The organism is Klebsiella sp. RHBSTW-00215 (assembly GCF_014103785.1).
Classification (GTDB): domain Bacteria; phylum Pseudomonadota; class Gammaproteobacteria; order Enterobacterales; family Enterobacteriaceae; genus Klebsiella.
On the sequence record NZ_JABXQS010000001.1, the window covers coordinates 2,277,078 to 2,300,187 of the forward strand.

The following is a 23,110-nucleotide window of genomic DNA, read 5'->3' on the forward strand; positions in this document are numbered from 1 at the left end:
GAGGTGCGATTAATGTGGTCATCATCAGCAATCCTCGCCTTAAATGAAACACGCATATCTATTGCTACCGTCAATGCAATACTAACACCCGCAATGAATATGTCCATATACAAAACATGGACTTGTCGCAGAGTTAACATAAAAAACAGCTGAAGCGCGGTGAGGCAATATTATCCATGATGCTTATTGGGTTTAATGCTCTGGGCCTTGCTCATACAATCTTCATCGTTCTTCATTAAATCATCATACTTATAAGCCATTTCTCGACGCTAATAACCAGAGGGTATTATTGGTGGGGGGCTGTCGCATTTTTAATCTGGTTGCTCCCGGAGAACTGTTGTATGATCTCCGGCCCTGAAAATACACTAACGCCAGGCGAGCGCTTTATTCAAATGAAAGATGAAAGCCAGAAATATATCTCCATTATTTTTAAGGAATGGTTGCCGCTGTACGACAGCCTGACGCCGGAAGTGAAGGCAGTTCTTAAAAATATTGCCGATCAGCAGGCGGAGGCGTTAGCGACCCGTTTTTATGACTTTATTTTTCAGGATCCGGACATCGCCAGGCACCTTACCTATGATTTAGTCCAGGAGCGGCTAAGTAGCTCGCTCGCTGGGTGGGTGAGAGATATCCTGATGAGCGAGAAGGAAAATCTGCAGGTGCTGGCGGAGCGGCAGTACCTGATCGGCAGCATCCATTCGCGAATTGGCATTCCGGCTGAGGCCGTCCTGCGCGGCGCGCGGCAGCTTAAGGCCGGGCTGATTGAAAATATCCGCGATAGCGAGATTGACCGTGATACCAGCGTCGCCGCCATCTACTACGCCATCATGGCTATTAATATGGCGGTCGAGATGATGTGCCACGCCTATACCCTATCGCACTATCGGGCGACGAAAAATGAAGAGGCTTATCGCCTGTATAGCCTGATGGATAATGTGCCATTGGAATATGGTAAGCAGCAGGCTTCGCTCTCTGGGTGGGAAAATACCGCTATTTTTAATATCGTCAGCGATAATAAGACAGATATTAACGGAGCGTTATTATCTGAGTCAGAGTTTGGCCTGTGGTTCCGCCATAAATGCGTGCGTTATTTTAATAAAAATCCGCAAATGCAGGAAATTGCCGACTTAATTAGCAAGGTGGATGCCCTGTTATCCGCCTGGAAATCTTCGGCAGACGATTCAGAGTATAAAAATACGCAAAGCCTGCTGCAGGGGATCCATATCCATTGTCAGCAGATTGGTAGCCAGCTTGGGGTTCTGTTTAGCAGCCTGTCGCAGATGCAAAGCGGCAAAGATACGCTGACCAGCCTGCTGAACCGTCGCTACCTGCCGGTGGTCCTTAAGCATGAAGTGACGCTGGCGATGGAGTATGAGCTGCCGATGACGGTGGCGATTATTGATATTGACCACTTTAAAGAAATTAACGACAGCTGGGGTCATATGGTCGGTGACCGGGCGATCAAGCACGTTGCGGAGCTGCTCAGCGATAACATTCGTTCCAGTGACTACATTTTCCGCTACGGCGGCGAGGAGTTTCTGCTGGTGCTGGTGGAAACCGGCGCGGCGGAAGCCTTTACTATCCTCGAGCGGCTGCGTAAAAAAATCAGCCAACTGGCGTTTAGCGTCGGTGCTGAGACCGAAATTTCGATCACCGCCAGCATTGGCTACGCCGTCCACACCGGTCATCCGGATTACAACCTGCTGCTGCGCGACGCCGACAGCGCGCTGTATGTCGCCAAACGTGATGGGCGAAATTGTGTGAAGATGCATGAAGGCGACGGCAATTAAGCGGCTGAGTTCTTCCCGGAGGCGGCGCGTTGCGCCTGTCCGGGCTACCAGTCCGCAGACGGCTGGGAACCCGTAGCCCCGGTAAGGCGTCAGCCGCCACCGGGGAGATAGCCGCACCAGGCTGCGAGCCCGTGGAGCCTGCGAAGATATCTCTGACTCTCAAAACAGCACCGGCAGCCCCAGACCTCGTTTTACCTCATGCAACGTTTGTTGAGTCAACTGGTGTGCCCGCTCGCTTCCCCGGCGCAGTAGTTCCAGCAGCATGCCTTTATCCTGAATATAGGTCGCCCGGCGTTCGCGTATCGGTGCCAGCAGCTCCTGTAAACAGGACTCCAGCTCATTCTTGCACTGTCGGTCCCCAAGACCACCACTCTGATAGTGTGCTTTCATATCCGCAACCAACGTTTTATCGGGATGAAAGGCGTCGAGATAAGTAAAGACCACGTTACCTTCAATCTGGCCCGGATCGGCAACTCGCAGGTGATTCGGATCGGTGTACATGGCGCTGACCGCGCGGTGGATCTCCTCTTCGCTGGCCGAAAGCGTGAGCGTATTTCCCAGCGATTTCGACATTTTTGCATTGCCGTCAATGCCCGGCAGGCGGCTGACGTCGCTGAGCAGCGCCTTGCAGTGTCGCAATACTGGCTCCGTTGTCAGGCTATTCATTTTGTGCACGATCTCGTTGGTCTGTTCAATCATCGGCAACTGGTCATCCCCGACAGGCACCAGTTCGGCTTTAAAGGCGCTGATATCGGCAGCCTGGCTGATGGGATAGGCCAAAAAGCCCACCGGCAGCGAGCGGGAAAATCCCTTCTGGGCGATTTCGTTTTTGACCGTCGGATTACGCTCAACGCGGGCGACGGTGACGATATTCATATATAGCGCGCTGAGCTCCGCCAGCGCCGGTAGGGCCGATTGCAGACAGATGGTCGTCTTCTGCGGATCGATGCCGACGGCCAGATAATCCGCCATCACTTCAAAGATGTTACTGCTGATTTTTTGCGGATTGCTGCCGTTATCGGTCAGCCCCTGCAGATCAGCAACAAGGATAAATTGCTGGTGATCATGTTGGAGCTGCACGCGCTGGCGCAGGGAACCGACGTAGTGGCCGAGGTGCAGCTGGCCGGTTGGACGGTCGCCGGTCAGAATAGTTTGTGTCGTACTCATGAGTGACTCCTTATGCTGTGATTAAGCCGAAAGGCGCCACTCAGAAACAACAAAGCCGCCTTCCGGCGGCTCTGAATATGGGAAACGTTAAATCATGCCGCCTGTTATGCAGGCAGCCACCAACGACAAGGGTGAGTTACGACAACGTTTCTGTTCATCTTTTTATCCTGCCACGAAAAGCAGTAGCAGTAAAAGCGGTTTTTTATTTAGCGATAAACCGGCAGCAGGTTAAAACTGGATAAGATATGAATTATCGCGTTAGCGCCTCCGAAGCATAAGATCAGGATAATCATGGCATTGCCACCCCATACCCGATAGTTCGGGCTACCAAACCGTTTTCGTGAGGCTCGTGCCAGAAGAGCGGGAACGATAGCAGCCCACACGGTGGCGGCGAGACCGGCGAAGCCGATGGCGTAAATAAAGCCGTTTGGCCACAGCAGCCCACCGACAATCGGCGGCACAAAGGTAACCAGCGCGGTTTTAAAACGCCCCTGAGGGCTGTCGTCGAACTTAAACAGATCCGCCAGGTAATCGAACAGGCCGAGAGTCACGCCCAGAAACGAACTGGCGACGGCGAAGTTGGAAAAGACGGTCAGTAGTAAGTCCAGCGTGGAGCTGTTCAGCAGGCCGCTTAAGGTCTGCACCAGTACGTCAATATTGCCGCCTTTCTCGGCGATATCGATAAACGCCGGGCGCGGAATATTGCCCATGGTACCGACCAACCAGATGATATACAGCACTAGCGCCATCAGTGTGCCAAGCAGCAGGCAGCGACGAATGATTAGCGGATCTTTACCGTAATACTTCATCAGGCTGGGGACGTTACCGTGATAGCCAAATGAAGCCAGGCAGAACGGCAGCGTCATCAGCACGTAGGGCAAATATGACGCATTGGCTTCCGAGCGGTTAAACAGAATCGCGGGCTCGACGTGCCACATCAGCCCGCCGAAGGTCATAAAGAAGGTGAGGATTTTGGCGCCCAGCACGATAGTGGTCATCCGGCTTACCGCTTTGGTGCTCAGCCAGACAATAAAGGCGACCACCAGTGCGAACGCCAGGCCGCCTAAGCGCGCCGGTACCGCGAGATTCATTTGCGCAAAAGTATGCTGGATAACCGAACCGCTGGCGGATATATAGGCGTAGGTCAGAATATATAATACGAAGGCGACGGTGAGACCATTAATAATATTCCAGCCGTTACCCAGTAAATCTTTAGTAATAGTATCGAAGCTGGCGCCAATATGATAATTCAGGTTTGCTTCCAGAATCATTAATCCGGAGTGCAGCATACAAAACCAGGTAAATATAAGCGCCAGCAGCGACCAGAAAAACCAGGAACCAGACATGACGACCGGTAAAGAGAACATACCTGCGCCAATAATGGTACCGCCGATAATCATCGCCCCGCCAATCAGCGATGGTGTATTTTTTGAGACCGCTTTTGAGACCGATAATGTAGCCATAAGGTTATTCCTCACGTGGCTATCTATTAAGTAACGGGCTGCGGGCAAACGGCTACCCAGGCACAACCCGAGTGATTGAGCTAATTAGTCGTTATTTGAAGTTTAAGGCGCTCCCGTTGCGAGAGCGCCGAGGGCTTGGGTTATTTCACCGGTTTCAGTCTGGCGACGAAGTGGCGTAGTACAGGCGGTTCATAGGTAAAGGCCAGACCCTTAATCGTTGCGGCGCGGGCCTTCACGGCAATCAGCGCATCAGCGATATAGTCCATATGATCGTTGGTATAAACGCGGCGCGGAATAGTCAGGCGCAGCAGCTCCATCGGCGACGCTTTCTGCTTGCCGGTTTCCGGGTCGCGGCCCAGCAGAAGAGAGCCGATTTCCACGCTACGGATACCCGCTTCCAGGTACAGTTCGTTATTCAGCGCGTGGGCCGGGAACTGCTCTGCCGGGATATGCGGAAGCAGCAGTTTGGCGTCGACGAATACCGCATGGCCGCCGGTCGGATACTGAATCGGAATGCCGCCTTCGCGCAGGCGCTCGCCGAGGTATTCCACCTGATTGATGCGATAAGCGAGGTAATCTTCGTTGGTCCCTTCTTCCAGACCGATAGCCAGCGCTTCCATATCGCGTCCCGCCAGGCCGCCGTAGGTGACAAAGCCTTCCATCGGCACGCAGCGAATGCGCACTTCGTTAAATAAATCTTCGTCATCACGGAAGCAGCACAGCCCGCCGATATTGACCATCGGGTCTTTCTTGGCGGACATCGTCAGCATATCGCCATACTGATACATCTCGAGAATAATCTCTTTCACCGATTTATCGGCGTAGCCCTCTTCGCGCTGTTTAATAAACCACGCATTTTCGCAGAAACGGGCGGAGTCGATCACCACCGGAATATTATTCTGGCGGGCAATCTGGTACACCTCGCGCATATTCGCCAGCGACACCGGTTGGCCGCCGGAGCTATTACAGGTAACGGTAGTAATAATCGCCGCGACGTTTTCCGCGCCGTGCTCGGCAATGGTCGCCTTCAGCAAATCAATATCAAAGTTGCCTTTCCAGTCGTACCACGAGGTGGTATCGAAGGCTTTTGGCGTCACCACGTTAATCGCTTTCGCGCCGTTGAGTTCAACGTGAGCGGCGGTGGTGTCGAAGTGGAAGTTAGAAATAAACACCGGATGCGCCGACTTACGGCGGGCAATCAGGCTCGGGAACAGAATCTGCTCCGCGCCGCGCCCCTGGTGAGTAGGAATAGTATACGGGTAGCCGATAATTTCTTTGACCTTTTCGCACAAGTGCTGATAGTTGCGCGACCCGGCATAGGCCTCGTCGCCCATCATCAGTCCGGCCCACTGATGGTCGCTCATCGCGCCGGTGCCGGAGTCGGTCAGCAGGTCGATATAAACGTCCTGGCTATTGAGTAAGAACGGGTTATAGCCCGCTTCCTCCAGGGCTTTGACGCGATCGTCAAAGGTGGTCATACGAATATTTTCGACCATTTTAATGCGGAACGGCTCAGGGATACGTTTCATTTATTTTCTCCATGGGGATGCTGTGCCGCGTTTGGCTATTCGGCGACAAATGACAGGCGCAACAAATAGCGACTCAACGCAGTATTGATTTAATTTTTTTGTAAAGTGAGCAGCAGCGGAGAATTAACGTGGGAAGTCGTTGGAGATACGGTGATCGAGATTGTACCAGTCGTCCAGGCCGCCCTGGGCAATGAGGCGATAAATCGATTTTTGCGTCATTACATCGTCCTCTGTTGGGGAAGGGGTGTGATAAAAATAGGGTAAACTGAGAAAATAACCACGATTGAAATCACAAAATATTATTTATTGATAAGCGCAACCTTAAACTTTGACGCTGGTCTTGTTTTTTTAAATAGCAGGCTTTGTTATAACATTTTGTGTTTTTAAATCCATCGTGGTTATTGAGGATTAAGTCTCATTGAGTTTTTAATGATTTACGGTACGGCTAATAATCTCATCCTGAACGTCTTTGCAAAGCTCAACAAAAAATGCGCTATAGCCCGCGACCCGAACAATAAGATCTCGATATTGCTCCGGACATTTCTGCGCTTTAACCAGGGTTGCGTTATCAATACAGTTAAACTGCATCTGCCCGTTTCCCATCACCGAGGCCGTCCGCAGCAGAGTAATAATGCCATTGCGGCTTTCTGGGGTGTCCAGCGCGCTTTGGCTGAGTTTAAAGTTGTGCGCCATTCCCAGGCTCATGGATTCGACGTTGATTCTGGAGACGGATTTGATGACCGCCGTTGGGCCCTGGGTATCGGCACCCTGGGTTGGACTCATGGCATCGGAGAGCGGCGCAAAAGCCTCTCGACCATCCGGCGTGGCGCCGATCATGCCACCTAGCGGCGTATTGAATGATTGCGACAGGGTTCCGTGAATATGTCTGGCATAAAGGGAACGATGTTGGTTCATTCTCTTTTCAGTGTAATCAACAATATCAACGGCAATATCATCGGCATAGCTATCATCATTGCCATATTTAGGCGCATGTTTACAATCGCGTCGGATATGTTCATATCCTCCCCAATTTGCATCAAGCGCTTTTCTGAGTTCGGCGAGGGTATATTTTTTGTCGTCATACACCAGTTTCTTTATGGCCGCCATGCTGTCCACAAAAGTGCCCAGACCGGCGAAAATCGTTCCTGGCCCATCATACAGAACCGCGCCTCCAGCGGTGACGTCCTGCCCGTTTTGCATACAGCCATCAATGAAGAGAGACATATACGGCGTCGGGGTGATATCGCGGAAGATGCGCTGAATAATATTGGTGCCTTTCGCGTTCATCTCGATCAGGTAATCAAGCTGGCGCTTGACCACGGCGGCAAATTCGTCCCAGGTCGCCAGAGCATCGACGTCGCCGGTATCCAGCCAGCGCTTGTCGCCATAAGATTTGAGTACGCCGCGGTTGAGCGCCATTTCAAGGGTAATCGGCCACTGGGTAAAACCGCCGGCGGTCCATTGGTGGATCCGTCCGGATCGTTGCGGTTCCACGCAGCCCATCAGGCAGTAGTCGCGGGCATCTTCAAAATCGAAGCCTTTTCTGAGCATGATTTTTATATGCGCATCGTCAAAATGACACGCGGGCATGCCGATGCCGGTTTTAATAATATCGACAATCTTATCTAAATAACGTTGCGGAGATTGATTATGGATCCGACAGGCGAGGGATGGCTGATAAACCTTCACTTTTTCAACCGCATCCATAATAAGATAAGTCAGATCGTTAGTGCCGTCACCGCCTTCTCTTTTCAGACCACCAACGGTCATATTAATGAATGGCATATAACCCGCGAAATACTTGGCTGTCGCACCTGGAGTATACCAAATCATTTCTGAGCACTTAATAATAAAACAGCCCATTAATTCCAGCGCCTGCTGGTTATCTATTTTTCCTGAGGCTATTCCTGCGGCAAAGTATGGATAAACATACTGGTCAATGCGTCCGAGCGAGGTGCTGCACTGGTTTTCTTCCAGTAAAAAGAGCGATTGAATCGTCCATATTGCCTGCAATGCCTCATGGAATGTTTCGGGAGGATACGCGGGCACGCGAGCATTTACCGCCGCGATCGATCTTAATTCGTCTTTTCTCTGTGGATCGGTTTCTTTTGCTGCGAGTTCAAGGGCATGGGCTGAGAGCCTGGCCGCATAGGTTAAAATGCCTTCGCAGCACTCTATCGCCGCCTGGTAAAAAGCAATTTGATCCTGGTGATGTTTATTCTCCGGGGACAATTCAGCGAGAGAAAGTTCTGCTTCTCTTTTTAAACCGTTAATCCCTTTTGGGAATAAGATATTGTCGTAACCTGGGCTGGTATCGCCGCCGCCGCTGGTAATATGGTAAGTCAGGTCGCTAATGGCCGCCTGTGCGCCAAATTCCCATAGCTCTTCATCCTCCTGGCGTAATACTCTTTCGCACTCTTCGGCCAGAGATTTACCCTGCCAGAAAGGGAATAGCTCCTCTCGCATCACCCTTTTATCTTCTTCACTAATAAAATAGGGATCCTGCGGCCGGGTACCGATAGTTTCTAATTCATCTGCGACCCATTGCCATGCCGTATCCGGCGAAAAGGAGCCTGCGCGCGGTTTGCCACAGGGGTGACCGACAATCAGCTCGCGATCCTGAATAAGCAGCGGTGCGGTTTCGCAGGCGCGGCGAAAACCTTTTGCCCGCAGTAAATTCCTCGGCAGTTCGGGATGGCTCTTGAATACTTCCGTATAGGCCTGCGCTCTGTTAATCGTAATGCTGGGTTTTGCCGACAGGTACGCATCCTTAAGGATTTGCAGCCGCTGTGGCAGGAGGGAGTTTGTACCAATCATAAGGAGAATTTCCGAAGCGTTAACGACTATTTGACGACGTTGTAGGCGTTTTCGGACTGCTTCTTTGCATGTTCGCTCAAAGCAGCCCGAATCTCATTACATGCTGGAGAAGACGTTCATAATGATGCCGCCGGAAATAATTAGCACCATGGCGAGGATTGCCGGGATATCCGGTTTTTGTTTATAGAGGATCATCGAGCAAATCGTGACGCCGACGATGCCAAAGCCGCACCACAGCGAGTAGGCCACGCCCACCGGAATGGTGCTCATCGCGCGGGTGAGGGCGAAATAGCACAGCCCGTAGGCGCAAATCACCAGTACTGACGGGGCTAGTTTGCTAAAGCCGTTAGTCTTTTTGATCATTGACGTACCGGTAATTTCGGAGCCGATAGACAGCGCCAGCCATAAAAATCCGAGATTAAACATATGCTTTTCCTTTCCTGTTAGTTGGCGACTTTTTTGTCCATAGATGAAGCGACCGGCTCAGCAGGCGCTTCCGCGCTCTCTTCGCTGCCCATTTTGGAAAACAGGTTCATGATCACGATGCCGCTGGCGATGATTGCCATGCCGATAATGGCGGCGGTATCTGGATGTTGACCGTAGAAAGCCATACCCAGGGTGGAGACGACCAGAATGCCGGTGCCGGACCAGGTGGCGTAGGCCAGGCCAACAGGGATATCTTTGACCGCCCGTGATAGCGAGTAGTAGCAGGTGCAATAGAGAACAATCAGCAGCCCGAGCAACAGTATTTTGGTGGTACCTTCGCTGCTACCGAACATTTTGAGCGTGGACGTGGCTGAGGTTTCGGAAACAATAACCAACAACATCCATAGCCAACACTTTGTTTTTGAAGACATAAATTAAACTCCGGGTTTACTATTTAAGGTAAGGTTCTTTTTTTCTGTTTTTTAAAAAATCGATAGCGGCATCGGTCAACTGAGCTTCGGGTGCGCAGGCCAGCGCCGGATTATTCACCACGTCTGTGACAGTGAGATAACGCCGCGTGGTACTCGTCAGTACCGGTGCTGCTTCGCTACCTGACGCCAGTCTTTCCAGCAGCTCATTCATGGTACACAGCGTGACGCCGCAGTCCGCCAGACGGGCAAGCGTGGCCTGCATATGCCCGGCGTAAGCGGAGTCCGGCTGCGCGCCCAGCAGCTGGTTCAGTTCGCTGGCAGGGTCGCAATGGTAGCGCAGGGCCAGCACTGGCAGGCCGCTCAGCAGGGCGTCATGCACGCGCCGGGCAAGCGGGCTGCGCAGGGAGCCATTCACCAGATCTGCTGCCAGCGGATAATCGAGAAACGGCAGCAGCAGCGCTTTGTATGGGACCAAGGGCAGCGTATCTTGCCAGTCGGCCGCAGGCAGCGTTTTACCCAGAGCCTGCCACTGCTCACCGTCTTCAATTCCACTATCCAGCGCCAGATGCAGACTTTCGCCGCAGCTCGCCAGCCGCTGGCGAATGGCATGCCGATATCCCGTCGCGGCGGCCACCATTACCAGTACCGGCGGTTTCAGGCGCTGGAGTATGCGTTCAACCAGGCATTCAATCTGTTGGTCAGTCATGGCGGGCCTCCGTTAACTGATGAGCGTGACCTGCGCGCCGTTTTTCAATCCGGCGGCGTTGGCCTCTTCGGTATCAATATGAAACTCCAGCGCAAAGTCTTCGCGCACCCGCACCACCACTTCATCGAAAGTCAGCTGGCGCTCGCCGTCGCTGCGCACGCTGACCTTTTGACCGTTAGCGACGTTCAACTGGCGGGCGTCCTGCGGTGACATATGAATATGCCGCCAGGCGCAGATCACCTGAGAGCGCAGTTCGACGTGGCCAGCGGGGCCTATCAGCAATGCGCTACCCGCGTTCTCCAGTTGACCCGATTCGCGAACCGGCGCTTTGACGCCGAGGGTAAAGCAGTCTGCACGAGAGATTTCCAGCTGCGAAACCGGGCGAGTCGGGCCGAGGACGCGAACGTTAGTCAGCGAGCCTTTCGGACCAACCACAGTGACGCACTCCTGGGCGGCGAACTGCCCCGGTTGGCGCAGCGGCTTAAACGGCGTCAGGGCATAACCCTTACCGAACAGGGCTTCGACGTCCTGCTGCGCCAGATGCACGTGGCGATTAGAGATGCCGACCGGGATAGCCGGAGAAACATGGCTCAGGCGGGCGGCGATTTTTTCATGTAGCAGAGTATCGATCATGCCTTCTTCCCTTTCCTCATCGCCGGGTTTTTATCTTCCGACGGGACCGGTGCGGGCTGCGCTGTGGGCGGGGCGACGGGTTCTTCCGCATCCTTTTTTTCTGCCGGGAGCGGCTCAGCAGTTCCGACTTCATCTTTCATTTCAACCGGCGCGTCGACTTTGACCTCAGCGCGCGGCGGGTGGCCTTTTAAACTGCTCAGGGCTTCGACCACGCTGCGCTCAGGGCGGGCGATCACCAGCGAACGGGCCTGCGGATCGATAGCGATAGCGACGGCCACGCCGCGCTCGATGGCGGTGTGAATCGCGCTGATTTCCCCTTCAAAGCAGACGCTCACCAGCCCTGAACCGACTTTACGGTAGCCGATGCAGGCCACGCCTGCGCTTTTACAGGCGGCGTCCACGGCCTGAACGGCGGCAACTAACCCTCGCGTTTCAATTACGCCTAAACTTTTCATTATCGGCTCCTTTAGTGACGAACTAAGCGAATATCAAAATCAAACTGCGTGAAGAACGTTTCCAGCCGGTTCAACTCATCGGCGGAATAAGTCGGGTCCTGGGTAATGGGATAGGGCATCTCCAGGCGCTCATATTTTTTGCGCCCGAGCTGGTGGTACGGCAGCATGTCGATGCGGCGGATATTGCCGCGCTTCGCCAGCTTCTGCACATAATCAATTGCTCCGGTAATGGCTTCCCATGAGTCGTTATAACCGCGCACCAGCGGCATCCGCACAATCACGTTAGCGCCCGAATCAACCAACCATTCCAGATTGCGGCGAATCCCTTCGTTGCCAATGCCAAATAAGGCTTTATGGTGCTCGCTGTTAATTTGCTTAATATCGAACAGGAAGGTATCGGTTACCGGCGCCAGCTTTTGATAATTAGCCAGCGGGGTTGTGCCCTGGGTTTCAACAGCGGTATTGAGCATCATCTTTTTGCATTCGCTAAATAGCGCGACGGCAAAATCGGTTTGCAGGCTCATCTCGCCGCCGCCGATGGTGACGCCGCCGCCGGAAGCGATATAAAAATCATAATCCTGCATGATTATCTCCATCAGTTCGCTGACGGTGATATCTTTGCCCATAATATCCAGCGCGCTCTGGGTGCAAATTTCTTCGCACTTGCGACAGCCGATGCAATCTTTATTGCGGTTGACGAAGTGCTTCATTTCGCCATTTTCTTCTGCCCGGTAGTGAATACCCGCCGGACAGACGTTGACGCAGTCGCCGCAGTTAATACATTTATCCTGCGAGAACATTACCTGAAACTGGCTATTCAGCCCTTCCGGGTTGGCGCACCACGGGCAGCGTATATTGCAGCCTTTAAAAAAAACCAGCGTGCGAATTCCATCACCGTCATAAATCGAATATTTCTGAATATTGAAAATTCGCCCGGTTAATTCTTGTTTTGCGCTCACATTTACCTCCAGAAATACGATCGGGACATCCGTGTCCAAAAACGTCCGTGTTTTTTATCAGAACTTCTCAATTACCGTACGGCTGATAATTTCGTCCTGAACTTCTTTGCACAGTTCCACGAAGTAGGCGCTATAGCCCGCTACGCGGACGATCAGGTCACGGTATTTTTCCGGCTCCTGCTGCGCTTTTTTCAGCACTTCGTTATCGACATAGCTGAACTGCATCTGGCCGTTGCCAAGAATCGACGCGGTGCGCAGCAGAGTAATCAAGCCATGGCGTCCTTCTGGAGTATCCAGCAGCCCTTTGAGGAACTTGAAGTTGTGCACCATGCCGATGTTCATGGTCTCCACGTTCATCTTGCTTACTGACTTAATGACCGCTGTCGGGCCTTGCTTATCCGCGCCCTGAGTCGGGCTGATACCATCGGAGAGCGGCATCCACGCCAGGCGGCCGTTCGGCGTGGCGTTGGTCAGCTCGCCAATTGGCGTATTGTTGGAGATAGACAACGTGCCGTGGCTCAGGGTCGAGTAGAGCATCTGGTACTTGCGGCACTCGCGCTCGGTCCACTCGGTGATGTCCAGCGCGTACTGGTCAACGTAGTTATCATCGTTGCCATATTTCGGCGCGTTCAGGCAGTCGCGGCGTAAGTCTTCATAGCCTTCAAAGTTCGCCAGCATCGCGTCGCGCATCTGCTCAAGGGTGTATTTTTTATCTTCATACACCAGCTTGCGGATCGCGGCGAGGGAGTCGACGTAGGTCGCCAGACCGGAGAAGATCAGCCCCGGACCGTGGTTGACCATCGCGCCACCGGCGGCGACGTCTTTACCTTGCTCCATGCAACCTTCCACCAGCAGCGACATCAGCGGCTTCGGCGCCACGTCGCGGTGTACGCGTTGGCTGATAACCGTACCGATAGCCGACAGGCGAACAATATGGGCAATCTGCTTTTTCACCGCTGCATCAAATTCTTCGAAGGTGTGCAGGTCACGCAGGTCGCCGGTATCCAGCCCCTGATAGCTATCAAATAACACCATGCGACCACGGTTTAAGACGAACTCGATGGCAATCGGCCACTGGGTATAACCGGTTGATGTCCACTGGTAGATGCGGCCGGATTTCTGCGGTTCCACGCAGCCCATCAGGCAGTAGTCGCGCGCGTCTTCGAAATCAAAGCCTTTGCGCAGCATCATCTTGATATGCGAGTCATCGAAGTGACAGGCCGGGAAGCCCATACCCGCTTTCACCACATCGACGATTTTTTCCATGTACTTCTGCGGCGACTGGTTGTGAATACGGCAGGCCAGCGATGGCTGGTAAACCTTCACAAAGCGCACGGCGTCCATAATCAGATAGGTCAGATCGTTACAGGCATCGCCGCCGGAACGCTTCTGGCCGCCGACGGTCAGGTTGATAAACGGCTGATAACCGGCAAAATATTTCGCCCCCAGCTCGCTGGACATCCACATCAGCTCGGCGCACTTGATGATAAACGCCTGCATCATCTCCAGCGCGCTATCGTGAGTCAGGCGGCCTTCGCGGATATCGGCTTCGAACATCGGATAGCAGTACTGGTCGACGCGGCCCAGCGACAGGCCGGTCTGGTTCTCTTCGATTTCAAACAGTGATTCCACGGTCCAGATGCTTTGCAGCGCTTCCTGCAAGGTTTTCGGCGGATTCGCCGGGACGTTCTGGTTCACTTCGGCGATGGTCAGCAGTTCGGCGCGACGCTGGGCGTTCTGCTCGATAGCTGCCAGTTCGCGGGCGCGCGCGGCGATGCGGTGAGAGTAGTTAATGACCCCTTCGCAGGTTTCAATCGCCGCCTTGTAGTAGTAGATGCGGTCGATATCTTCCGGGTTTTCCATGCTCAGGCTGGCGAGATGCGCCTCGGCATCGGCTTTAATGCCGTTCATCCCTTTGGTGAACAGCAGCACGTCGTAGCCTGGGCAGGTGTCGCCGCCGCCGTTGATCTGATGATAGGAGAGGTCGCTGACGAAGGTTTCGCCGCTGAACGCCCATACGCCCGCTTCGCGGTACTGGGCTTCGCAGATTTCGTCCAGCGAGCGGCCTTCCCAGAACGGTACGATCTCTTCGCGGATGGTTTTCTTATCTGCTTCGCTGATCTCAAACGGATCCTGCGGACGGGTGCTCATGGTATCGAGCTCGTCGCGTACCCAGCGCCAGGCGATATCTGGCGAGAACGCGCCCGCACGCGGCTTGCCGCATGGATGCCCGACGATCAGTTCGTCGTCCTGAATCAGAATTGGCGCGGTTTCACAGGCGTGGCGGAACGCTTTGGCGCGCAGCAGAATGGTCGGCATCCCCGGATTGGCTTTCACTACTTCGGTAAAGGCCAGCGCGCGGTAGATGGAGACGCTTGGGCGCACGGTCAGGTAGTGGTTGCGCAGGCGCTGCATACGCGGGGTTAAACCTTCAGCCGTCGACGTTTCGCTACAGGCAGCGAACGGTGCGGCGGAAACTGGGTTCGCGCCGTTGAACAGACGTACCGGCAGATGCAGGGCGCTGAGATTTTGCTGGGCGCTCTGGAACATGTCGGAGAGTTCGTTGATGCGCGCATTCTCAAGGCTTGCGCCGTGCAGCATGGCATCGAACATCGGGTAGCCGTCGATAGCGCAGGCGGCGCGGACTTCACTCAGTTCAGCCAATTTGAACCACAAAGACTCGACGATTTCATAGGCCTGCTGCTGAGACAGCGCACCGCTGTTGATATCGTGTTGGTAGTAAGGCTGCAGGGCTTTATCGGCCCCTTCCGGGTTGACCGCGTAGCTGCCGTTGTCCAACTGGAGCGCCAGCTGGAACAGGTAGAATGCCTGGCAGGCTTCTTTGAAACTGCGCGCCGGGTGAGCCGGAACGTGGTGCAAAATGGCGGCGCTCTCTAATAACTCCGCCTTGCGGTAAGCGTTGGTTTCGCCAGCAGCGAGCGTTTCGGCACTGTTAGCCAGGTTTTGCGCCAGCGCCATCAGCGCGTCGCAGGCGTAAATCGCTGCACGACATCCGTTAACTTCGTCCATCCCGCTGCGGCTGACGGCGCTGCCCAGCGCGCGGGTTTTCTCTTCCAGTTGGTGTTTAATCGCCAGCACGCCTTTTTCGACCACCAGTTTGTAGTCCGGTGAATCCAGGTCGTTACTAAGATTAAGGAACTGGAATGCTGAAGGGCGCTGGGCGGCGCTTTCGTCGTGGAAAATCGCCCCGTGCGGCTTGCGGGTCTGGTTGCCGACGATCAGTTCGTCGGCGCTGATGCACAGCGGCAATTGGCGCATCAGCTCATAGAAACGGCGCGCCGGTTTGACGGCGGCGGGAATGCCCGCGATATCGCCATCAAGGGCGCTCAGCGTGGTGGCATGTTCGGTGCACAGGGTGCTTTTTTGTGAGAGTAAACGTTCTGCCAACACTTTGACGCGCGGCGTTAAGCTGTAGTGTGCCATGGGTAAGGTTCTCCAAATCTTGTTATCAGTGGCCCTGAACGGCGTTGCCGGTCCACGCCCGGCGATAGAGTTCGGTAAGTGCGTGAGCGTCCGGCGCGCGTGGGTTCGTCGGCGTACAGCTGTCGCGCAGCGCCTGGCCGACCATCTCTGCCAGCCGCTGTTCGAAATCACCGGCATCGACGCCGGTATCACCAATGCCGGCCGGCATAGTCATTTCGTCTTTTAACGCCTGAATGGCGACCAGCAGGCTGGCGACGCCCTGGCGGGTCGTGGCCGCAGGCAGGTCCAGCAGATGGGCTAATCGGGCGTATTTACGGGCGGCATCGGTATCGCACAACCCGTGATAATCCGCATTCCAGGCCACCACTTCCGCCATCAGTAACGCGTTGGCACGACCATGGGGGACGCGGAAAACGCCGCCGAGTGCGTGGGCCAGGCTGTGGGTGATACCGAGTGATGCGTTGGTGAAGGCCATACCCGCCATGCAGGAGGCGTTGTGCATTTTTTCTCGCGCTAGCAGATCGTGACCGTTACGCCAGCAGGTCGGCAGGTAGCGAAACACCTGCTGCACCACTTTCTCTGCCAGCGCATCGGAAAAGTCGCTGGCGGCGCGGGAGACATAGGCCTCCAGCGCATGGCACAGCACGTCCATTCCGGTATCGGCGGTGATTGCGGGCGGCACCGAGGCCACCAGCGCCGGGTCGAGAATAGCGATATCCGGCAGCAACGACGGGTCCACCAGCACCAGCTTCTCGGCGTGGGCCTTCACTACCGAAAAGGCGGTGACTTCCGAGCCAGTACCGCTGGTGGTGGGGATCGCCACGAAGCAAGGCGGCTCGCGGTGAGCGTCCGGACGGGTTTGCGCCAGGGCGAAAATAACCGCTTTGGCTGCATCAATCACCGAACCGCCGCCCAGCGCGATAACCAGATCCGGATAGCTGTTATCCATCCGCTTCATACCGCGCACCACGGTGGCGATATCCGGGTCGGCGACCACGTCGTCCCAGACCTGGAAGGCGATGCCGCGCGAGCGCAAGATCTGCGTGACGCGATCGGCGAGGCCAAATTTGACCATCGCCTGGTCGGTGACCAGCAGCACGTTGCGGGCGGGCAGCTCGTTCAGGATGGAAAGCGCGTCCTGACCAAAGCGGATCCGGGGTTTCAGCAAAAATTCACTCATTGGGTTATTGACTCCTTAAGCGTCCCGAAACACGTTCTCGACAATGGCGACCACCGACATGGCCTTGTAGCGGTCTTTGTTGAGCGCCAGATACTCTTCCGCCAGCACGATGTCGTGCATACCGGCACCGACGCTATCAACGGCAACCCAGGTCTGGTCTTTCATCGGCTGCTGGTCATCATCTAATTTGCTGATCAGCAGCAGGTTGCTTCCGCGTAGCTCATCGCACTTCTGCGTGGCGACGACATGTCCAACTACCTTTGCGAGAATCATTGTTTTTATCGCCTTATATCAATGTGTTACTTACCGAGGCGCTCCAGCACCTGGCGAATGACTCGCTCCACGTTTTGCTCGTTGATCTCGCTGTCTGCGCCAGCGGTCGCTGCGGTAGCAAAACGGTCATCCGCGCTGCTGGTGGCGTGAGCCACTGGCGCTGCTGCTGCCGGGGAGTTAAAGCGATCGTCGTCAAAGATGCTGCGGTTCGGGTTATCTGCCGGACTGACGATGGTGGGCTGCGGTTCCGGGCGGCTGCTCGGGGCGCGCAGTTCATCAATGGAGCGCACGCCGTAGCCCACTTTGCGAATATTGAGCAGGTTCATCGGCCCGACGTTATCGGAACTGGAACCGCCGCCTACCGCGCCGCAGCCCAGAGTCAGGGCCGGAGTAATATTGGTGGTCGCGCCGATACCGCCGAGGGCCGCCGGGGTGTTGATCAGGATGCGGTTAACCGGTTTTTCGAGGCAGAACTGCCGGATAACGTCCTGATTGCGGGTGTGGATCACCAGCGTGTGGCCGAGGCCTTCGTTGGTCAGCAATTCCACCACGCGGTGACAGGCCGCTTTCCAGTCTTCTTCCACGTACAGGCCGAGGACCGGGCACAGTTTTTCCCGTGAATAGGGGTTGGAGTGCGATACCGTGGTCTGCTCGGCAATCAGCACGCGGGTGCTGGCTGGAACGCAGAATCCGGCCATCTGGCTCAGATACAGCGCGGTTTTACCGACTGTTTTCGGGTTGATCGCGCCGTTCGGACGCAGCAGCAGAGCCGCCATTTTTGCCGCTTCGCTTTCGTTCATAAAGTACGCGCCCTGGGCTTCCAGCTCGCGGTGAACGTCGTCGTAAATGCAGCGTTCGACGATGATTGACTGCTCGGAGGCGCAGATCACGCCGTTATCGAAGGTTTTGCTGGTGATGATATCTTTCACCGCATGGTGAATATCGGCGCTGCGCTCGATAAATGCAGGGCCGTTACCCGGACCGCCGCTGATGGTTGGGGTGCCGGAGGCGTAGGCTGCGCGCACCATGCCTTCACCGCCGGTGGCCAGAATTAGCGACACGTCTTTGCTGTGCATCAGTTCTGAAGTGGCTTCGAGGGTCAGCTGACTAATTGCGTCGACGCTGCCTGCCGGAGCGCCTGCCGCTTCGGCTGCGCGTTTGACGATTTCAATCGCTTTCCAGCTGCACTGACGTGCGCCCGGATGCGGGGAGAAGATAATCGCGTTACCAGCTTTCAGGGCGATCAGTGTTTTGTAGATAACAGTGGATGTCGGGTTGGTGGACGGCACCAGTGCACAAATCACCCCCAGCGGCACGCCCACGTCCATCACCTTTTGCACCTGATCGTCATGAATGATGCCGACGGTCTTCATATCTTTGATGGCGTCGTAAACGCGCAGCGAGGCGAAGCGGTTCTTCAGCACTTTGTCCTGCCAGTTGCCAAAACCGGTCTCTTCCGCGGCCATTTTCGCCAGCGCTTCGGCATGATGCGCCGCTTCCTGGGCCACGTTCTTCACGATGGCGTCGATTTGCTGCTGCGAAAAGGTGGCCAGAATCGCCTGCGCCTTTTTGGCATTGCGCACCAGCTCCCGGGCGTTTTGCCGGGACTGCAAATCGTTATCCAGTTCAATCATGAGTCTATCCTTCATCAGACTAAAAGAGTGGAGACGGGGCGCGCCCTGTCAGGTCATGCTTTGTGCTGCGACGCGATTTTTTCGATATCGTTATGCGGTCGCGCGATGACGCGAGAGGTGACGACTTCGCCAATGCGTTTTGCCGCTTCCACACCGGAATCCACGGCGGCATTCACCGCACCGACGTCGCCTTTCACCATCGCGGTGACGAGGCCTGAGCCGACGTTTTCATAGCCAATCAGCTCGACGTTGGCGGCTTTGCACATCGCATCTGCCGCTTCGATACAGGCCACCAGACCTTTGGTTTCGATAAGCCCTAGTGCTTCTTTCATCAGGTTTTCTCCGGTTATTCGGCCATTTTGTAATGCGAGACGATTTTGTTGATGTCGTTATGTGGGCGGGCGATAACCAGTGAGGTCACCACTTCGCCGATGCGCTGCGCAGATTCCACGCCGGAATCAACCGCCGCCTTCACCGCGCCGACGTCGCCTTTCACCATCGCGGTGACGAGGCCGGAGCCGACGTTTTCATAACCAATCAGCTCAACGTTGGCGGCTTTGCACATCGCATCTGCCGCTTCAATGCAGGCCACCAGACCTTTGGTTTCAATCAAACCTAATGCATCACCCATTTGCGTTCTCCTGGCCTTAAGCCCTGTGTTTAATGACAATTTTGTTGATGTCGTTATGTGGACGCGCAATCACCAGCGACGTCACCACTTCCCCTATGCGCTGCGCGGATTCCACACCGGAATCTATTGCTGCTTTCACCGCGCCGACGTCGCCCTTCACCATCACGGTGACCAGACCGGAGCCGATGTTTTCATAGCTAATCAGCTCGACGTTGGCGGATTTGCACATGGCATCCGCTGCGGCAATACAGGCCACCAGACCTTTGGTTTCGATAAGCCCTAATGCATCACCCATGTTTTCTCCTCCAGAACAGGTTTTGTGATTCGGGAAAACCGTCCGCGTAACGGCGTCAGGACGCGGAAGCGGTGTTCGGGGTTCACTATAGGGCGTGGGCGGTGAAGTGAAATTTAAATCCGTGAGGCGGGTATTTTTAGTTTTTTACTCTGTGATTTAGGTTGTATGAGGTTGGTATTTATCTGTTTGTGCTGCATTTGAGGGGAAGATTTGGCGACGGTTATGGCGTTTTTTTCACCATTTAGTTGGAAGCCGATAGATGTTAACAGGTTGCTAATTTATTGCAGGAGAGGGGTAATTTAACCCTTCGTGAAGTGCGGGAAAGATCGTGTTTTGGCGGTGAGGCTAAATGCAAAAAGTGCGGTTTTACGAAGTGAACAGCGGTGCAAGAAAAGAGGGTGTGAGCTTAGTCAAGTTTACTGCCGGACTTCAGCGTACAGACGTAGAGCGGCGAGTTAATGGAGCTGAGCAGAATCGCTTTCTCATTGAGCTTCTGGGCGTTGAGGAACAGGCCGTCGTGGCTGTCCGACATCTCACGCATAAAGTAGTCGAAGATAACGTCCGGTGACTCATCGATGGACGAGGCGCTGGATTCCCACTTGCTGATGCGGTAGTGGCGCTCGGTGGTGGAGATGCGCTTGCTGGTGTAGCTGAATTTGACGTAGCGCTGGAGATAGAGCCAACCGGCGGCGGAGTCGGTGTAGCCTTCAACCACCATCGAGCCTTTACCGTTGGCGGCAAAATTGAAATGGATATTGCCGTTCACGTTCTCTTTTTCCATGTTTTCAAAGCGCATAATCGCCTTCGTGGAACAGCTCATGATCCCGCCATTGTCTACGGGCAGCAGCTTCCAGGCACAGAACCCAGTGGCGGCAATAAACACCAGGCTGGAAAGAGCGAAAAAAGGGCGAGGGGCGAGTCTCATTGCGGCTTCCATGAATAGTAAAAATAGTTATCGCAGTAGCTGAACGGGTTATCTTCGTGCATCGCGCAGTGGGCGAGGAATACGCGACCCAGGCCGTTGGTTTCCAGCCGGTCGCCATAGAAGAAGACGAAGCGTTCGCCGGGTTTGCACTCCAGCTTCAGGCGCTGGCGTACGGCATCAAAATTCTTGCCATAGGCGGTTCCGGCAACGGAGCGCAGCATCTCATCGCTGGCCAGCAGCTCGCACTGGCTGTGGCTCATTTGCGTTAGCATGATGGGGCGCGACTTGCTGGTGCCAAGAAAGCTACACACCACCAACAGCAGGGCGATGGTCAGCAGGCAGCCTCCTGCGAGATACCAGCAGGTGCCGCGCGCGCGCCGCGTGGAAACAGGCTTTTGTTCTGGCGGCGCGGTGGTTTGGGCTGGCTCAGGATCGATAGCGGGCTGCGGCGGTGCTGGTTCAGGGATAGCGTCCAGCATCTCGATGGTGAGATCCGGGTTGAGCTGCAGCAGGCCGCGCGACACGGTGACAATAATGTTATCGATATCGTAGTGGCGAAAGGTTTTACGCAGCATGCTCAGATACTGATTGAGATTGCTGTTCGACGAGGTTAACCCGTTATCATCCCAGACTTTTTTGAGCACTTCGTCGCGGCTGACCACGTCGGTATGGCGCAAGAAAAACCACAGCAGCGCGTTGGCGGTAATTGACAGCTGGCTGTCCGCCTCATCGCTTCCCGGTAGAGTTAGTGTGCCGTCCGTTGCATCATAAATAAGACGGCCATGGATGTTATAACGCATCGCGGCCTCAACATGCTTCACACAGGAAGCGTCATCTTCGTCAGATCGCTGACCAGCGACTGCCGGTGCCCGGCGCTCATCGTGCGCCCCTCAGTTAACTCCGATAGCCAGATGCCGTCCGCCGCATAGCGCACCAGCGTGCCGGTATGGCTATTGTCCAGCTCATCGCCCTTCGCCAGATGGTCAAGCATCCAGTCGCGCCAGCATTTTCGCAGTACCGGCTCATCCGGCATGGCCAGCGACAGCACCATTAACTGGCGGCTCTCCTGGGTGTCCGTCAGCTCAGGGGCTGACAGATAGCGCAAATACGCACGGGTAAAGCGGCCATAAGAGATATTATCCGCAGCCATCAGCTCGGCGATCGCCTCTTCCATAATCGCCAGCAGACGAGCAAATAGGGCAAAAATCAGCGCCTGTTTGTTGGGAAAATGGTGCAGTAGACCGCCTTTACTCACTCCCGCCTCGCGCGCAACGGCGTTCAGCGAGAGAGCGGCGATGCCGTCCCGACCGGCAATGGTGGCCGCTGATTCCAGCAACTGCTTGTATAAACGGACGGGGTCTTTCTTTCGATGTTGGGTTTCTGTATTCATGGCCCGAATCATACCGACCAGACGGTATGATTATTCTTGATCGCTATCAATATGCGAAGAGGCGCACCGGGACGGGATGCTGTTATTGCGTGGAGGCTCACAATTCACCATATGAATTGTGGTGGTATTCGTGCGTAACGAATACCACCAGCAGAGATTCACATAGAGTTCAAATGGATAGCCAGGCCGCTTTCGCCCGGAGCCAGTTCCGGGCGCAGAGCCAGAGAAGGGATCAGATAGTCGCCGTGGTTCTGACGGCGAAAGGGAATTGGTACGGTTTCAGATAAGGTATCCAGCCGCTGAGCCAGTTCGTCGCGCAGCGTATTAAAGCGATGTTCATCGAGTTTGTCGGTACGGTAAAACACCAGCGGCGGCAACACGTCAAAGCCGGGGTAGAACAGCATCCCGTGCTGAATGGGGAACAGAATATCGTCGACAGGACCGTTGATCCCGCGCGGCGCGTAGTGTTCCGCCCATCCCCCGGCGGTGACGATCAGCATCGCCCGTTTGCCCGCGAACGTCCCTTCTCCGTAACGATCGCCCCAGTGTTTATCGCTATGTTCACCGACGCCGTAGGCAAACCCATAAGCGTAAACCCGGTCAATCCAGCCTTTCATAATGGCGGGCATGGAAAACCACCACAGCGGGAACTGAAAAATCACCGTATCGGCCCACAGCAGCTTCTCCTGTTCGCCAGTGATATCCGCGCTTTGCGTGCCGTGGGCAAAGGCATATTGTGAATCCCGTGTTGCCCGCCAGGCATCTTCGACCGGCAAAGCGCTGCTGTCATCGGCATCAAACCCTGCCTTCCAGCGCATGGCGTAAAGATCGGAAACCTGTACTTCGTGACCGGCCTTTTGCAGATGCTGCACGGCAAAATCTTTCAGCGCGCCGTTAAGCGAACGCGGTTCGGGATGGGCGTAAATCAGTAACACTTTCATTGAGATCACCTCTGAGTCATG

Annotated in this window: 22 protein-coding genes and 1 pseudogene; 1 reads left to right on the forward strand and 22 read right to left on the reverse strand. The window is 54.9% G+C overall.

The annotated features are described in order from the left end of the window. Nucleotides 1-392: 392 nt before the first annotated feature. On the forward strand, nucleotides 393-1,790 hold the full coding sequence (locus HV127_RS10845; RefSeq protein WP_182240623.1) for a GGDEF domain-containing protein: 1,398 nt from the start codon (nucleotides 393-395) through the stop codon (nucleotides 1,788-1,790). Nucleotides 1,791-1,949: 159 nt separating this feature from the next. Here HV127_RS10845 and trpS read toward each other — a convergent pair whose 3' ends face one another. The 22 genes and pseudogenes from trpS to HV127_RS10955 all read right to left on the reverse strand — a co-directional run bounded on the left by trpS (nucleotide 1,950) and on the right by HV127_RS10955 (nucleotide 23,089). Beyond that, complete coding sequence (gene trpS, locus HV127_RS10850; protein WP_182235971.1) at nucleotides 1,950-2,957, reverse strand: tryptophan--tRNA ligase; 1,008 nt, start codon at nucleotides 2,955-2,957, stop codon at nucleotides 1,950-1,952. A gap of 206 nt (nucleotides 2,958-3,163) precedes the next feature. Then, on the reverse strand, nucleotides 3,164-4,420 hold the full coding sequence (gene mtr, locus HV127_RS10855) for a tryptophan permease (protein WP_182235973.1): 1,257 nt from the start codon (nucleotides 4,418-4,420) through the stop codon (nucleotides 3,164-3,166). Between the two features lie 140 nt (nucleotides 4,421-4,560). Further along, complete coding sequence (gene tnaA, locus HV127_RS10860) at nucleotides 4,561-5,949, reverse strand: tryptophanase (protein WP_182235975.1); 1,389 nt, start codon at nucleotides 5,947-5,949, stop codon at nucleotides 4,561-4,563. Between the two features lie 123 nt (nucleotides 5,950-6,072). Continuing rightward, entirely contained in the window at nucleotides 6,073-6,168 is a 96-nt protein-coding gene (gene tnaC, locus HV127_RS10865; RefSeq protein ID WP_004098218.1) for a tryptophanase leader peptide, read from the reverse strand. A 207-nt stretch (nucleotides 6,169-6,375) separates the two neighbouring features. Continuing rightward, a pseudogene (gene cutC / locus HV127_RS10870) lies at nucleotides 6,376-8,736 on the reverse strand (choline trimethylamine-lyase); the annotation flags it as partial. A gap of 126 nt (nucleotides 8,737-8,862) precedes the next feature. After that, a complete protein-coding gene (locus tag HV127_RS10875) occupies nucleotides 8,863-9,192 on the reverse strand; it encodes a multidrug efflux SMR transporter (protein WP_102804055.1) in 330 nt (109 codons plus the stop codon). A gap of 17 nt (nucleotides 9,193-9,209) precedes the next feature. After that, nucleotides 9,210-9,623 (reverse strand): multidrug efflux SMR transporter, encoded by a 414-nt coding sequence (locus tag HV127_RS10880; protein WP_110277410.1) that lies wholly within the window; start codon nucleotides 9,621-9,623, stop codon nucleotides 9,210-9,212. Between the two features lie 19 nt (nucleotides 9,624-9,642). Further along, nucleotides 9,643-10,329, reverse strand: coding sequence for a hypothetical protein (locus HV127_RS10885; RefSeq protein ID WP_182235979.1), 687 nt, complete (start codon nucleotides 10,327-10,329; stop codon nucleotides 9,643-9,645). A gap of 12 nt (nucleotides 10,330-10,341) precedes the next feature. Further along, on the reverse strand, nucleotides 10,342-10,962 hold the full coding sequence (locus HV127_RS10890) for a phosphate propanoyltransferase (RefSeq protein ID WP_182235981.1): 621 nt from the start codon (nucleotides 10,960-10,962) through the stop codon (nucleotides 10,342-10,344). Beyond that, nucleotides 10,959-11,417 carry a BMC domain-containing protein gene (locus tag HV127_RS10895; RefSeq protein WP_182235983.1) on the reverse strand — a complete coding sequence of 153 codons (459 nt, stop codon included), beginning with the start codon at nucleotides 11,415-11,417 and terminating at the stop codon, nucleotides 10,959-10,961. Before HV127_RS10895 ends, HV127_RS10890 begins: the two co-directional genes overlap by 4 nt. Before the next feature lie 11 nt (nucleotides 11,418-11,428). After that, a complete protein-coding gene (gene cutD / locus HV127_RS10900) occupies nucleotides 11,429-12,376 on the reverse strand; it encodes a choline TMA-lyase-activating enzyme (protein WP_182235985.1) in 948 nt (315 codons plus the stop codon). 57 nt (nucleotides 12,377-12,433) lie between these two features. Beyond that, on the reverse strand, nucleotides 12,434-15,820 hold the full coding sequence (cutC, locus tag HV127_RS10905) for a choline trimethylamine-lyase (protein ID WP_182235987.1): 3,387 nt from the start codon (nucleotides 15,818-15,820) through the stop codon (nucleotides 12,434-12,436). A gap of 25 nt (nucleotides 15,821-15,845) precedes the next feature. Next, nucleotides 15,846-17,000 carry a 1-propanol dehydrogenase PduQ gene (locus tag HV127_RS10910; protein ID WP_182235989.1) on the reverse strand — a complete coding sequence of 385 codons (1,155 nt, stop codon included), beginning with the start codon at nucleotides 16,998-17,000 and terminating at the stop codon, nucleotides 15,846-15,848. 15 nt (nucleotides 17,001-17,015) lie between these two features. Continuing rightward, nucleotides 17,016-17,273 (reverse strand): EutN/CcmL family microcompartment protein, encoded by a 258-nt coding sequence (locus HV127_RS10915; protein ID WP_110277403.1) that lies wholly within the window; start codon nucleotides 17,271-17,273, stop codon nucleotides 17,016-17,018. A gap of 26 nt (nucleotides 17,274-17,299) precedes the next feature. Next, nucleotides 17,300-18,907 (reverse strand): acetaldehyde dehydrogenase (acetylating), encoded by a 1,608-nt coding sequence (locus HV127_RS10920; protein WP_182235991.1) that lies wholly within the window; start codon nucleotides 18,905-18,907, stop codon nucleotides 17,300-17,302. A 53-nt stretch (nucleotides 18,908-18,960) separates the two neighbouring features. Beyond that, the gene (locus HV127_RS10925) at nucleotides 18,961-19,239 is read right to left on the reverse strand and encodes a BMC domain-containing protein (protein WP_015585230.1); all 279 of its coding nucleotides are present in this window, start codon (nucleotides 19,237-19,239) and stop codon (nucleotides 18,961-18,963) included. 14 nt (nucleotides 19,240-19,253) lie between these two features. Next, complete coding sequence (locus HV127_RS10930; RefSeq protein WP_112215164.1) at nucleotides 19,254-19,538, reverse strand: BMC domain-containing protein; 285 nt, start codon at nucleotides 19,536-19,538, stop codon at nucleotides 19,254-19,256. Nucleotides 19,539-19,554: 16 nt separating this feature from the next. Beyond that, nucleotides 19,555-19,833 (reverse strand): BMC domain-containing protein, encoded by a 279-nt coding sequence (locus HV127_RS10935; protein ID WP_110277400.1) that lies wholly within the window; start codon nucleotides 19,831-19,833, stop codon nucleotides 19,555-19,557. Between the two features lie 406 nt (nucleotides 19,834-20,239). Next, the gene (locus HV127_RS10940; RefSeq protein WP_182235992.1) at nucleotides 20,240-20,758 is read right to left on the reverse strand and encodes a FidL-like protein; all 519 of its coding nucleotides are present in this window, start codon (nucleotides 20,756-20,758) and stop codon (nucleotides 20,240-20,242) included. Next, the gene (locus tag HV127_RS10945) at nucleotides 20,755-21,558 is read right to left on the reverse strand and encodes a winged helix-turn-helix domain-containing protein (protein WP_182235994.1); all 804 of its coding nucleotides are present in this window, start codon (nucleotides 21,556-21,558) and stop codon (nucleotides 20,755-20,757) included. Before HV127_RS10945 ends, HV127_RS10940 begins: the two co-directional genes overlap by 4 nt. A gap of 17 nt (nucleotides 21,559-21,575) precedes the next feature. Beyond that, nucleotides 21,576-22,160 carry a TetR/AcrR family transcriptional regulator gene (locus HV127_RS10950; RefSeq protein WP_182235996.1) on the reverse strand — a complete coding sequence of 195 codons (585 nt, stop codon included), beginning with the start codon at nucleotides 22,158-22,160 and terminating at the stop codon, nucleotides 21,576-21,578. Between the two features lie 146 nt (nucleotides 22,161-22,306). Next, nucleotides 22,307-23,089: an NAD(P)H-dependent oxidoreductase gene (locus tag HV127_RS10955; protein ID WP_182235998.1), complete on the reverse strand. Its 783-nt coding sequence runs from the start codon at nucleotides 23,087-23,089 to the stop codon at nucleotides 22,307-22,309. Between the last annotated feature and the right edge of the window lie 21 nt (nucleotides 23,090-23,110).